General features: G+C 63.7%; 11 protein-coding genes. All 11 read right to left on the bottom strand.

From position 1 onward, the window contains the following. Positions 1-23: 23 nt before the first annotated feature. The 11 genes from AC0L25_RS01135 to AC0L25_RS01085 all read right to left on the bottom strand — a co-directional run bounded on the left by AC0L25_RS01135 (position 24) and on the right by AC0L25_RS01085 (position 13,309). Positions 24-2,870, bottom strand: coding sequence for a nitrate reductase (locus AC0L25_RS01135; RefSeq protein WP_473593828.1), 2,847 nt, complete (start codon positions 2,868-2,870; stop codon positions 24-26). Between the two features lie 3 nt (positions 2,871-2,873). Further along, positions 2,874-3,209 carry a nitrite reductase small subunit NirD gene (gene nirD, locus AC0L25_RS01130; protein ID WP_473593969.1) on the bottom strand — a complete coding sequence of 112 codons (336 nt, stop codon included), beginning with the start codon at positions 3,207-3,209 and terminating at the stop codon, positions 2,874-2,876. Continuing rightward, positions 3,209-5,659: a nitrite reductase large subunit NirB gene (gene nirB, locus AC0L25_RS01125; protein WP_473593827.1), complete on the bottom strand. Its 2,451-nt coding sequence runs from the start codon at positions 5,657-5,659 to the stop codon at positions 3,209-3,211. Before nirB ends, nirD begins: the two co-directional genes overlap by 1 nt. A 19-nt stretch (positions 5,660-5,678) precedes the next feature. Further along, positions 5,679-6,920, bottom strand: a complete 1,242-nt coding sequence (locus AC0L25_RS01120) for an MFS transporter (protein ID WP_198032594.1) — start codon at positions 6,918-6,920, stop codon at positions 5,679-5,681. Between the two features lie 115 nt (positions 6,921-7,035). Then, positions 7,036-7,227, bottom strand: coding sequence for a hypothetical protein (locus AC0L25_RS01115; RefSeq protein ID WP_473593826.1), 192 nt, complete (start codon positions 7,225-7,227; stop codon positions 7,036-7,038). 399 nt (positions 7,228-7,626) lie between these two features. Beyond that, entirely contained in the window at positions 7,627-8,424 is a 798-nt protein-coding gene (locus AC0L25_RS01110) for an ABC transporter ATP-binding protein (RefSeq protein ID WP_473593825.1), read from the bottom strand. Positions 8,425-8,435: 11 nt separating this feature from the next. Further along, positions 8,436-9,332, bottom strand: coding sequence for a nitrate ABC transporter permease (gene ntrB / locus AC0L25_RS01105; RefSeq protein ID WP_473593824.1), 897 nt, complete (start codon positions 9,330-9,332; stop codon positions 8,436-8,438). 66 nt (positions 9,333-9,398) lie between these two features. Beyond that, positions 9,399-10,715: a CmpA/NrtA family ABC transporter substrate-binding protein gene (locus AC0L25_RS01100; RefSeq protein WP_473593823.1), complete on the bottom strand. Its 1,317-nt coding sequence runs from the start codon at positions 10,713-10,715 to the stop codon at positions 9,399-9,401. A gap of 358 nt (positions 10,716-11,073) precedes the next feature. Continuing rightward, on the bottom strand, positions 11,074-12,312 hold the full coding sequence (locus AC0L25_RS01095; protein WP_473593822.1) for a CmpA/NrtA family ABC transporter substrate-binding protein: 1,239 nt from the start codon (positions 12,310-12,312) through the stop codon (positions 11,074-11,076). A 2-nt stretch (positions 12,313-12,314) separates the two neighbouring features. Further along, positions 12,315-12,914 (bottom strand): ANTAR domain-containing response regulator, encoded by a 600-nt coding sequence (locus AC0L25_RS01090; protein ID WP_023796771.1) that lies wholly within the window; start codon positions 12,912-12,914, stop codon positions 12,315-12,317. 218 nt (positions 12,915-13,132) lie between these two features. Beyond that, positions 13,133-13,309: a hypothetical protein gene (locus AC0L25_RS01085; protein WP_473593821.1), complete on the bottom strand. Its 177-nt coding sequence runs from the start codon at positions 13,307-13,309 to the stop codon at positions 13,133-13,135. Positions 13,310-13,567 lie beyond the last annotated feature (258 nt).

Here is a 13,567-nt window from a genome sequence, read left to right as displayed (position 1 = left end):
CGTGACCGAGTTTCTCGACGCCCTCACTCCGCCGCTTGAAGGCGTCGCGCCTCGATGATGGTCCTTATCTCGGCGCGGCAGGAGCCGCAGTTCGTGCCAGCATGCAGGGTGGCGCCGATCGCTTCGACGCTGGTGCAGCCGCCGCGCACCGCTTCCGCGATCTGATTGGCGCCGACCCCGAAACAGGAGCAGACGACGGCGCCACGATCGACGGTATTGCCGCCCGGCCGCCCGGCTACGATCGCCAGCCGCCCGCGCCGATCGGCGTGGTCCGCACTCAACTGCTCCACCGTCCAGCTGCGCGACACCGCGACCGGCTTGGGCGCAAGATAGAGCGCGCCAGCCAGCCGGCTGCCGGCGAAGTGGGCAAAGCGATAGTGCCCGCCGGCGACATCATGATAGGCGAGCGTCTCGCCTTGCGCGTCCGCGCCAAGAAGCGAAGCTGCGAAAACCGGCCAATCCCGGCCAGCTTCCAATGCAAGCTCGAGGCGCCAGCCGGTGGCGCAACGGGCGAGGCTCCAATAGTCGGCGTCGATCGAGGCCGGCCGTTCGGCAAGCACGGCGAAGCCGAAGGCGGCGGCAGCGAAGCGTTCCACGCGGGCGGCAACATTCTTCGAGGCCGGCTGGCCCGATATCGCATCGGTGATGGGCGCCACCAGGGCATCGACGCGAGCGCGCGCTGAGAACTGGTCCGTCCAGTGCATTGGCACAAAAATCGATCCCGGCCGCTGCCGCGCTGTCACCAGCGCGCGAACCAGCACCTCGCCGTGCACAGTCGAGACGCGCACGATGTCGGCATCGCCGATGCCGAAGTGCTGCGCATCCGCCGGGTGGATTTCGGCGAAGGGCTCGGCCATGTGCTGGGACAGCCGCGGGCTCTTGCCGGTCCGCGTCATGGTGTGCCAGTGGTCGCGAACCCGTCCGGTGTTGAGCACCAGGGGATAGTCCGGGCTGGTGCGGGTTTGCGCGATTGGGCGGATGGTGATGAAACGCGCCTTGCGGTCCGGCGTGTAGTAGCCGCCGTTGGCGAAGAAGCGGGTGCTGCCAGCGCCACCCTTTGGTCGCCGAGCCCAGGCACCCCCCTCTGGCCTGCCGGCCATCTCCCCCTCAAGGGGGGAGATTGGCAGTTTTGCCGACGTTGCCTCTTCTGCAATGGTAGCGATTGGCGAAAACGACGGTGACATCCGATCTCCCCCCTTGAGGGGGAGATGGCCGGCAGGCCAGAGGGGGGTGCCTTGGCTCGGCGCTGGCCACTGGAAAGGCGCCAACTCCTCGTAGGTCTCCGCGTCAACACCGGCGTACGCGCCGATGTCAAAATCGCGGACGCCGTCATTCTCGAAGGCCGACAGCGCGGCATGTTCAGCGAAAATCTCAGCCGGCGACGCATGCGAAAACGCTTCGCCAAAACCCATCCGCTTGGCCACTTCGGCGATGATCCACCAGTCGGCTCGTGCCTCGCCGGGCGTGGCCAAGAAAGCCCGCTGGCGCGAGATGCGGCGCTCCGAATTGGTTACGCTGCCGTCCTTCTCGCCCCATGCGGCAGCCGGCAGCCGGACATGGGCATGGCGGACCGTGTCGGTCATGGCCAGCACGTCCGACACCACGACAAACGGGCAGGTTTTGATCGCCGCCTCGACGGCATCGGCGTCCGGCATCGAATCGACCGGGTTGGTCGCCATGATCCACAGCGCCTTGATTCGCCCGTCGGCCACGGCTTGAAACATTTCGACCGCCTTCAGGCCGGGTTTTTCGGCGACAGTCGGCGCGCTCCAGAAACGCTGCACGCGGTCGCGATGTTCGGGATTTTCGATCTCCATATGGGCGGCCAGCATATTGGCCATGCCGCCAACCTCGCGACCGCCCATGGCGTTAGGCTGGCCGGTCACCGAAAACGGCCCGGCGCCGGGCTTGCCGATGCGGCCGGTGGCGAGATGACAGTTGATGATGGCGTTGACCTTGTCGGTGCCCGAGGACGACTGGTTAACGCCCTGGCTGTAGACGGTCACCGTCTTCGCCGTCGCGGCAAACAGGCTGTAGAAGCTGATAAGCTCGTCCTCGCCAACGCCCGTGGCTACGGCAACGTCGGCAAGGTCGAGCGCGGAGGCGGCAAAAAGGGCTTGCCCGAAGCCGGTCGTGTGCGCCGTGATATAGGCGCGGTCCACCGCGTTATGCTGGCCGAGATAGGCGAGCAGCCCTGTGAACAGCGCGACGTCGCCATCCGGCGCGATCGCCAGATGCATGTCGGCAATATCTGATGTCATCGTGCGGCGCGGGTCGACCAGCACCACCTTCATCTCGGGCCGTTTTTCCCGGGCAGCGGCAATGCGCTGGTAGAGCACGGGATGGCACCAGGCGAGATTGGAGCCAACCAGCACGATCAGATCGGCGAGTTCCAGATCCTCGTAGCTGCCCGGCACCGTGTCGGAGCCGAAGGCGCGGCGGTGACCGGCAACTGACGAGGCCATGCACAGGCGCGAATTGGTGTCGATATTGGCCGAGCCGATGAAGCCTTTCATCAGCTTGTTGGCGACATAATAATCCTCGGTCAGCAACTGGCCGGAGACGTAGAAGGAGACCGAATCGGGGCCGTGCTGGGCAATGGTTTGGGAGAAGGTCGAGGCGACGAGGTCGAGCGCTTCGTCCCAGCCGGTGCGGTGACCGTGGATCTCCGGATAGAGCAGCCTGCCGTCAAGATCGATCGTCTCGGCCAGCGCCGAGCCCTTGGAACAGAGCCGGCCGAAATTCGCCGGATGGTCAGGATCGCCGCGAACGGTTACCTCACCGTCCGCGGCGACCTTCGCCAGCACGCCGCAACCGACCCCGCAATAGGGGCAGGTGGTCCTCACCTCGCGCGCTTCGTCGATCTTCATGATTCAAGCCGCGCGGCTGGCCAGCGTTTCCAGCGCAATGAACAGACGCTCGCCCTCGACCCGCACCGGAACGGTGCGCACCGCACCTTCGTCGGCACCGAGCGCCTTGCCGGTCTCCAACGAGATCACCCAATTGTGCAGGGGACAGGTCACCGCCGCGCCGTGGACGATGCCCTGCGAGAGCGGTCCGCCCTTATGCGGGCAATGGTCGTCGATAGCGAAGACCTGATCGTCAGCGGTGCGGAAGACGGCGACCTTGCCTTGAGGCGTTGCGACGCAGCGCGCGCCGCGGCGTGGAATGTCTGATATCGACCCGATTGATACCCAGTTCATCATGATCACTCCGCCGCCTGCGCGAATCCGACCGAAGCCATCGGCCGGAATTCGTGCTTGTCCTTGCCGGAAACGCGTTCCGACCACGGGTCGACCTGCGCGAATTTCTGCGAAAAGACGAAGCGGTCGAAATAGGCCTTGCGCTTCTCGCCATCGTCCATGATCTGGCGCTTGATCTCGGCGATGCCGATGCGCTTGGCCCATTTGTAGATGCGCTCGAGATAGCGGCCCTGCTCGCGATACATCTGCGTCAGCGCCACGATATGCTCGAGCGCCTCGTCCTCGGTCTTGACCAGGCCGAGCACCTCTGTGCCCTTGATGTCGAGGCCGGCAGCACCGGCGAAATGGATCTCGTAACCCGAATCGACGCAGATCACGCCGACATCCTTGCAGGTTGCTTCCGCACAGTTCCTAGGACAGCCCGACACCGCCATCTTGACCTTGGCTGGCGTCCACGAACCCCACATGAATTTCTCGATGCGGACGCCGAACCCCGTCGAATCCTGGGTGCCGAAGCGGCACCAGTCCGAACCGACGCAGGTCTTTACCGTGCGCAGTCCTTTGGCATAGGCGTGGCCGGAGACGAAGCCGGCCTGACCGAGATCGGCCCACACCGCCGGCAGGTCCTCCTTGCGGATGCCGAGCATGTCGATGCGCTGGCCGCCGGTGACCTTGACCATAGGGATCTCGAACTTATCGACAACATCGGCGATGGCGCGCAGTTCGGCGGCATTGGTGACGCCGCCCCACATGCGCGGCACCACCGAATAGGTCCCGTCCTTCTGGATGTTGGCGTGGACGCGCTCGTTGATGAAGCGCGACTGGTAGTCGTCGGCATACTCGTCCGGCCAGTCGCAGACGAGATAGTAGTTGAGCGCCGGCCGGCATTTGGCGCAGCCGCAGGAGGTGGTCCATTCCAGCTCCTGCATGACGGCGGGGATGGTCTTCAGGCACTTGGCCTTGATCAGCCGGCGGACTTCGTCATGGCCGAGCGTGGTGCAGCCGCACATCGGCTGCACAGCCGCCGGATTGTATTTGTCGCCGATGGTCAGCACCATCAGCTTTTCGACCAGCCCGGTGCAGGAGCCGCAGGAGGCGGACGCCTTAGTGTGGGCACGCACGTCGTCGAGCGAGGTCAGGCCCTTGGCCGTGATCGCGCCTGATATCTTTCCCTTGCAAACGCCGTTGCAGCCGCAGATTTCCGCATCATCCGGCAAGGCTGCAACGGCCGCCATAGGGTCCAGGGAGGCGCCTCCCTGGTATGACTGGCCGAAGATAAGCGTGTCGCGCATTCCCGATATATCGGTCTGCTTCTTCTTGAGGTCGTTGAACCAGGCGCCATCGGCCGTCTCGCCATAGAGCACGGTGCCGATGATGCGGTCATCCCTGAGCACCAGGCGCTTGTAGACGCCGGCGGCGGCATCGCGCAGCACGATCTCCTGGCGGTCCTCGCCCTCGGCGAAGTCGCCGAGCGAGAACAGCTCGATGCCGGTAACCTTGAGCTTGGTCGGCGTGTCCGAATGGACGAAGGCGGCGGCCTCGTCGCCGGCCAACTGGCTGGCGGCGACACGCGCCATCTCATAGAGCGGTGCGACCAGGCCGTAGACCATGCCGTTGACCTCGGCGCATTCGCCCAGCGCGAAGATGTCGGGGTCGTTGCTGCGCATGCCGGCATCGACGACGATGCCGCGATTGACTGCAATACCGGCCTCCTTGGCGAGAGAGGCGTTCGGCCTTATGCCGACCGCCATCACCACCAGCGTCGCCGGGATGATGGTGCCGTCGGCGAGTTCCACCTGCTCGACCTTGCCCTTGCCCGTGATCGCCTGGGTGTTGGCCTTGGTGATGACTTTGATGCCGCGCTGCTCGACAGCGCGCTGCAGGAGATAGCCGGCGGCCGGATCGAGCTGTCGTTCCATCAGCGTCGGCATGACATGCAGCACGGTGACGTCCATGCCCTGCGCGTTCAGGCCTGCTGCCGCCTCCAGCCCTAGCAGGCCGCCGCCGATAACCACGGCTTTGGCCCGCGACTGGGCGGCCAGCATCATCGCCCGAACGTCGTCGAGATCGCGATAGGTCAGCACGCCGGCCAGATCATGGCCGGGCACCGGGATTATAAACGGCACCGAGCCGGTGGCGATGACGAGCTTGTCGTAGGGCTCGGTCACGCCATGATCGGAGGTGACGGTCTTTGCCTGCCGGTCGATGGCGACGATCTTGTGGCCCTTGTAGAGGGTGATCCCGTGCTTGATGTACCAGCCATCGCCATGGATGATGATCTCCTCATAATCCTTTTCACCTGACAGAACCGGCGACAGCATGATGCGGTCGTAGTTCACGCGCGGCTCGGCGTTGAAGATGGTGACCTGGTAGAGGTCCGGCGCCTTTTCCAGCAGGTGCTCCAGCATGCGCCCGGGGGCCATGCCGTTGCCGATGATGACGAGTTTTTGGGTCATGTCCTGATCCACTCCGGTCTCACTCAGCCGCGTAGGAAAGGCCTGAAGCTTCGGCGGCGGCCGCGCGCTCCATCCGCCGGATGCTGAAGTGCATCCAGGCAAAGCAGGTGGCGACGATGACGAAGAGCAGCATGAAGCAGCTCGACCAGACGCCGGTGAGGTCGTTGAGTGCGCCGAAGGCGATTGGCAGGATAAAGCCGCCGAGCCCGCCAATCATGCCGACAACGCCGCCGACCGCGCCGACACTCTGCGGGTAGTAAGCCGGGATGTGCTTGTAGACGGCGGCCTTGCCAAGGCTCATGAAGAAGCCGAGCACGCAGGCAACGGCTATGAAGGCGAGCGGGCCGATCTCGAAATGGAAGGCGATCGGCCCGCTGATGCCGTGCACGACGTAGTCTGCCGAGGGGAGAGACAGAACGAGAGTCGCGACGGCACTGACAGCGAAGGTCCAGTAGAGCACGGTGCGGGCGCCGATCCGGTCGGAAAGCACGCCGCCATAAGCGCGGAAGATACTTGCCGGGATCGAATAGGCCGCGCCGATCATGCCGGCGGTCGCGATGCCGAAGCCGTAGACGCCGATCAGGTAGCGCGGCAACCACAGCGACAGCGCCACGAATGCACCGAAGGCGAAGAAATAATAGAAGGCGAAGCGCCAGACCTGCAGGTTCTTGAGCGGCGCGAATTCCTGCAAGAAGCTTCTCGCGGGCGCTGCCTTGCCGGCGCGGCGCTCGCGGATGACCGGATCGTCGCCGGTCGTGAACCAGAAGACGGCGGCCATGACGACGAGTGCTGCCGCCCAGATCAGCGCGACCGACTGCCAGCCCCAGGAGAGAAGCACGAACGGTGCCAGGAACTTGGTGACCGCGGCGCCGACATTGCCGACACCGAAAATGCCAAGCGCCGTGCCCTGCTTGCCGGCCGGAAAGAAGCGCGAGACATAGGCGACACCGACGGCGAAGGAACCGCCGGCGAGCCCAACGCCTAGCGCGGCGACCAGCATCTGTCCGTAGGTGTGCGCAAAAGCGAGCAGGAAGGTCGCGACCGCCGCCGCAAGCATGGTCGCGGTGTATACCAGCCGTCCGCCAAAACGGTCGGTCCAGACACCGAGCACCATGCGCACGAGCGAACCGGTGAGGATGGGCGTGCCGACCAGCAGGCCGAACTCTGTCTCGTTCAGCCCAAGGTCCTGCTTTATGCGCACGCCGATGATTGAAAAGATCGTCCACACCGCGAAGCAGACGGTGAAGGCGATGGTTGACATCACAAGCGCCTGCCGGGGAGCACTGTCCTGGCTGGGCGCGGCTGGGAGATTTGCGGTCAAGGTCTGGCTCCGGTTTGCGGCGTGGGAGGCACCGCGGATGGTTGCGGGTGAATGATCAGCGGCGCGGCATCGGTGCGTGCAACGGGACCGGGCTCGCCGCGGTCAGGTCCTTGCTTTCCGTCTTGGCGCCGACGGGAAACAGCAGGAGCGCGGCGGTGAACAGCGCCGCCGTCAGCGCGCTGCTGGCCAGAAAATCGCGGCGCGTGAAGTCCGCGAGGGACGCGCCAGTTCCGATCCGTTTCGTCATCGTCGTCTCCGGTTGGGCGCCGCTTGGGACCAGCGCCGGTCGATCGCGTAAAAACAAAAAAGCCGCCGGTCAGGTCTTTGCGCGTCCGTCCATCCGGGATCGCGTATTGACCTGAGCGGCAGCTTTGCCTGTGGCGCCCGCCATTGGACGCCGTGTCACTTGGCCCTTGCGGACCTACGTTCTGAAAAGCAGGAAGCGTGCCAATTCGACAGCACTCCAGATTATCGAATGAAATCAATGCGAACCGCGGCCGCGCGATTTTTGAGCAAGCCCGGCAGCGGATCAAAGTTTAGTCAGAATGCCTTGCACAGCAGCGTAATATTTGTGCAATGCGGTAGATTGCCCATTGCCGATGCAGATTGGCAATTGTAGATAATGACGCGTTTTTCAGTCATGGCCTTACTCCGCGGCTTCGACGAAGCGGTGGCGTTCGTAGAGGAACTTCAGCACCGCCTCGCGGCAGCGCAGGAAGGTCCGGTCGGAGGAAAGCTCGATGCGCCGGCGCGGCCGGGCCAGCGGCACGGCAAGTACCTCGCCGATGGTCGCCGCTGGACCGTTGGTCATCATGACAATGCGGTCGGACAACAGCACCGCCTCGTCGACATCGTGGGTGATCATGATCGTCGTCGAGCCAAGCCTCGAATGGATATCCATCACCGCGTCCTGCAGATGAGCGCGCGTCAGCGCGTCAAGCGCGCCGAAGGGCTCGTCGAGCAACAGGATCTTCGGCTCCATGGCCAGCGCGCGGGCGATGCCGACGCGCTGCTTCATGCCGCCCGATATTTCGGCGGGCCGCTTGTCCTTGGCATGCGCCATCTGCACGAGGTCGAGATTGCGCATGATCCAGTCGTGCCGTTCGGCCCGGCTCCTGGTGCGGCCGAACACCTTTGACACCGCCAGGTTGATGTTTTCGTAGACGGTGAGCCATGGCAGCAGGCTGTGGTTCTGGAACACCACGGCGCGCTCGGGTCCGGGGCTGTCGACCTCCTTGTCCTCGAGCAGCACGGCGCCGGCGGAGACTCTGGTCAGCCCGGCGATCAGGTTGAGCAAGGTCGACTTGCCGCAGCCGGAATGGCCGATGATGGAGACGAATTCGCCTTTGTCGATGGTCAGCCGGATGTCATTCAGCACCTCGCTGACCTGGCCGCCGCGGGTGAAGGATTTGTCGATATGGTCGAGTTTCAGGTAAGCCGTCATCGCCCCTCTCCTCACTTTGCCGTTGTGCCGCGGGTGACGAAGGCGCCGACCGCCGCGACAAGGCGATCGAGGCAAAAGCCGGTGATGCCGATATAGGCGAGCGCAACGATGATGTCGGGCAGCCGCGACGAATTCCAGGCATCCCAGATGAAGAAGCCGATGCCGACGCCGCCTGTCAGCATTTCGGCGGCGACGATGGCGAGCCAGGACAGGCCGATGCCGATGCGCAGGCCGGTGAAGATGTAAGGTGCCGCGGCCGGCACCATGATCTTCAGGAAGAATTCGAGCTGGTTGAGCCTGAGGATGCGGGAGACGTTGCGATAATCCTCGGGGATGTTGCGGACGCCGACGGCGGTGTTGATGATCACCGGCCAGATCGAGGTGATGAAGATGACGAAGATCGCTGATGGGCTGGAATCGCGGAACGCAGCCAGCGACAGCGGCAGCCAGGCGAGCGGCGGCACGGTGCGCAGTATCTGGAACACAGGGTCGAGGCCGCGCATCGCCCAGATCGATTGGCCGACCAGCGCGCCGAGCGCAACGCCGACGATTGCAGCCAGGCCGAAGCCGATGGCGACGCGCTGCAGCGAGATCAGCACCCGCCAGGCCAGTCCGATATCCTGCGGACCATAGTCGAAGAACGGATGGGCGATCAGATCGTAGGCCTCGTTCCATACCTGGCTGGGTGGCGGCAAGCTGGCGTTGGGCGACGAGCAGGCGATCTGCCAGATGACGAGCATGACGACGATGACGACTGCCGGCGGCACCAGCGTGCTTGCCAGCTTGCCGGCGATCACGGCGGGATCGAAGCGGCGCCTCACCTTGGCGGTGAAAGCTACGACCTCTGCGGGCTTGGCAGGCGTGGGGAACGCCTCCACCTTGGGGTCCTCGATGGCTTGGACAGACATTTTCGCAAAAAGCTCCTTGAGCATTGGAGTGACAGGCGGCGCCACTGGCGCCGCTTGCCGGCGACGTCAGGCCGATGCCTTGATCTTCAGGCTGTCGAGATAGGCGGACGGATTGGCCGGATCGAAGATCTTGCCGTCAAAGAAGGTCTCGACGCCGCGCGATGAAGACGCCGGGATGTCGGCCGCAGCGACGCCGAGATCCTTCGCCGCGTCGCGCCACAGATCTTCGCGGTTGACCTGATCGACCACCGCCTTGATGTCGGTGGTCGCCGCGAATTTGCCCCAGCGGATGTTCTCGGCGAGGAACCAGCTGTCGTGGCTCTTGAACGGATAGGACACACCGCCCTTCCAGAACTTCATGTAGAGATCAGTGCCGGTGGCGACGCGGCCATTGCCGTAATTGATGTCGCCCTTGAGGCGACCGATGATGTCGGCGGTCGGCACGTTCATCCATTGCCGCTTGCCGATGATAGCCGCCATCTCGTCCTTGTTTTCCATGGCTTCGCACCATTGCTGGGCTTCCATGACGGCCATCAGGATCGCCTTGGTGGCGTTCGGGTTCTTGTCAATGAAGGCGGCGCGCAGGCCGAGCGCCTTTTCCGGATGGCCTTTCCAGAGTTCGCCTGTCGTGGTGGCGGTGAAGCCGACACCCTGATGGACGAGTTGCTCGTTCCACGGCTCGCCGACGCAGAACACGTCCATATTGCCAACCTTCATGTTGGCGACCATCTGCGGCGGCGGCACGACGATCGTCGAGACATCCTTGTCGGGATCGATGCCGCCGGCAGCCAGCCAGTAGCGCAACCAGAGATCATGAGTGCCGCCCGGGAAGGTCATGGCGGCCTTCACCTCTTTGCCTTCGGCCTTCTTGGCCGCGAAGGCGTCCTTAAGCTTGGATGCATCGAGGCCGACGCCGGTGCCGGCATATTCCTGCGCGACGGAAATCGCCTGGCAGTCGTAGTTGAGCCGCGCCACGATCGCCATCGGCATCGGCTGGTTGTTCTGCGTCACCTTGCCGGTATGCATCAGGTAAGGCATCGGCGTCAGGATATGGGCGCCGTCGATGCCGTTGGCTTCGCCGCCGAGCATCAGATTGTCGCGCGTCGCGCCCCAGGAGGCCTGCTTAAGCACCTCGACATCCGGCATGCCGAATTTTTCGAACAGGCCCTTCTCCTTGGCGATCATCAGCGGCGCTGCATCGGTCAGCGCGATGAAGCCGAGCTTGGCGCCGGTGACTTCCGGCGCTGCCGTCGCTGCATAGGCGCCGGACGGCAGCAGCGCGCGTGCCGCCGCCACGGTGGCCGCGGTGGCAGCACTTGCCATCAGAAAATTGCGGCGGGTCATGCCCTCAAGAGGGGCTTCAGTCTTGATGCGTTTCGTCATCGTCGTCTCCCGTTGGGCACTGCTTGGGATCAGCGCCGTCGATTGCGTGTTCGGTCAAAACAAAAAGCCGCCAGCCAGGCCGCGCGCGTCCGTCCATCCGGGATCGCGTGCTGACCTGAGCGGCAGCTTTGCCTGTAGCGCCCGCCATTGGACGCCTGTTCCGTGACCCCGAGAAGAGTCTGCCTATTGCAAAGCAGGAACCGTGCCAGTTTCGGAATGGATGACAAACATCAATGAGATCAACGGCATGCCACAATCGTGGGCGCGCTGGCCCGCTGGGCGAGCAAGCCAAAGATTGTTCATTAGCGTCGTTGCACGCATAATTTTTGTGCAATGCACAAGAATGGCGCGAAAATGATCAGGCTTCGGCGCGCGCCAATTTCTGCCCGGCAATGTAGGCGTCGATCTCGTCGGGATCGAATATCTGGCTATCGAAGAAACCATCGGGGCCGAGCACCAGACTGGCGCCGGCGGAGCCGACAGGTGTGGCAGACGCCAGCGCGCCCTCGACCTTAGAATTGGCGCCGGGAAGTGCGACGCCGAGCGGCTTCAGCGCCGACCGGTAAAGATCGGGGCGGTAGCAGTCGCGAGCAATAGCGAGGTTTTCCGGCGTATGCGCGACATGCCCCCAGCGCACCATTTGCGTGTAGAACCACAGCGCATGGCTCTTCCACGGAAAGTTGGCGGCCTTGTCGAAGGGCAGGAAGAAATCCTCGACCGTTCGTTCCGCGCCACCGCCGAGTTGGAGATGTCCGCTCAGGATCGGCATCTGCACTGCCGCACGCAGGCCGAGGAAGGCAGACTGCGCCATCAGGGCGGCCAGTTCGCCGCGGTTTGCCGGATCCTGGCACCAGCGCGCAGCGTGATGGAGCGCGCGCAGCAGGGCTGAAAGGGCTTCAGGGTGTTTTTCGGCCCAAGCCTTGCGCATGCCGAGGACTTTTTCGGGGCTGGTCTTCCAGATTGCGGCCTTGACCGTGGCGATATGGCCGGTGCCGGCGACAACCGAGACGCTGTTCCAGGGTTCGCCGGCGCAGTAGCCGTCGATCCTGCCGGCGGCGAGTGCGTCGGCCATGAAGGGCGGCGGCACGATGACGATTTCTATTTCGCGCGACGGATCGATGCCGCAGGCCGCGAGCCAGTAGCGCAGTTCGTAATTGTGTCCGGAGTGCGGATGCACGACCGCAAAGCGCAGCGGATCGCGACCGGCATTTGCCCGTTCACGGATTAGCGCTCCCAAGGCCTTGCCGGCTCGCGCCGGATCGACGTCGGGCAAGGCGCCGTGCGCGGCCATGCCCGCCCAGACCACGTTCGAAACCGTTACGCAATTGCCGCCCAGTCCCAGCGAGAACGGCACGATCGTATCGGAGGCGAGTGGCGTGAGCCCCAGATTGCAGGCGATCGGCATCGGCCCCAGCATATGCGCCAGATCGAAATGCCCGATCGCGATGCGGTCGCGGATGTTGGCCCAGGATGTCTCGCGACTGAGCGTCAGGTCGACGCCTTCGCGCGCGGCAAAGCCGATCTCGCGCGCTGCGACAAGAACCGCGCTGTCGAAGAGCGGTATGAAACCGGCATTGATCTGGTGTTCGGCCGCCATGCTTAACTCTCTCCGGGATCCAGAAGGCCTGCCGCCGTCACCAGGCTCTGCGCGATTTCGCTGATCTTGCGGTTCTGGTTCATCGCGGTCTTGCGCAGAAGCGTGTAGGCCGCGTCCTCCGACAGGCCGCGCGACCTCATAAGGATGCCCTTGGCGCGGTCGATGACCTTGCGGTCCTCCAACTCACTGCGGGCTTCTTCCAGTTCGCGCGCCATCCGCGAGAACGCGTTGAAGCGGCTGATCGCCATATCGAGGATCGGCTTGACGCGCTCCTGGCGCAGCCCGTCGACGACATAGGCGGAGACCCCCGCTTCCACCGCAGCTTCGATCGAAGCCTGATCCGACCGATCCACGAACATGGCGATCGGCCGCTTCACCACGCGCGACAGCTGGAACATGTTTTCAAGCATGTCGCGGTTGGGATTTTCGAGATCGATGACGATTACGTCTGGTTCGATCTCGGCGATGCGCCGCGCAATTCCGGCAACATCGTGAACGACCGTGACCTGCTCATGCCCGGCCTCCCGCAATCCCGCCTCAATGATGGAGGCGCGGATGTGGTTTTCGTCGATCACCAGGACGGTGAGGGATTTCCGGATCATGCCGCATTTTGCGCACGCCGCGCGATTGTGCAATGCGGCATATGAGAATTGACGCAGTTATCGCTTCGGGGCTGCCACATGTCTGCGGAGCCAACCCGTTAAGCTTCTTTAAATATCATTCATAGGGTCTACTTTGCTTTTGTATCGACTGCGCTATGTTTCAGTTTGCGAACCTTGTCTCGCTGGCTAGAGGATTGGAGGTTTCCATGGATCGGCGATTATTTTTGACAGGAATGTTTGGCATTGCTGGGGCAGCAGCCCTTGCGAGCGCAGTTCGGCCAATCAACGCGGTAGCCGGTGTACCAGGCGCCAGAAGCGGCATTCTCGATGAACTCGACGCGCCGGATACGGAAGCCTTCGAGGATGAAGATACTCAAGCGGAGCCGGTCCGCCATCGGCGGTGGCATCGCAGGCGGCGGCGCCGGCGGCGCGCTTGGAGAAGGATCTGTCGTCGTGTCTGGCGAAATGGCCGTCCGCGCAGACGGTGCTTTCGCAGGCGTGTTTGGGTCTGGGATTGGTATTATTAGCAAATGAAAACCCCGGTGGGTTGCCGGGGTTTTCGCTTCAGGCGACCGCTAGAGCGTCGGACGCTCAGGTTGAATCGAGAGGGGATTCCAGTGAGGCGACGTTCGTGATTCACTTCCTGTAGGAGG

Source organism: Mesorhizobium sp. WSM4813 (assembly GCF_055811555.1).
This window is presented reverse-complemented; position numbering and strand designations above follow the sequence as displayed.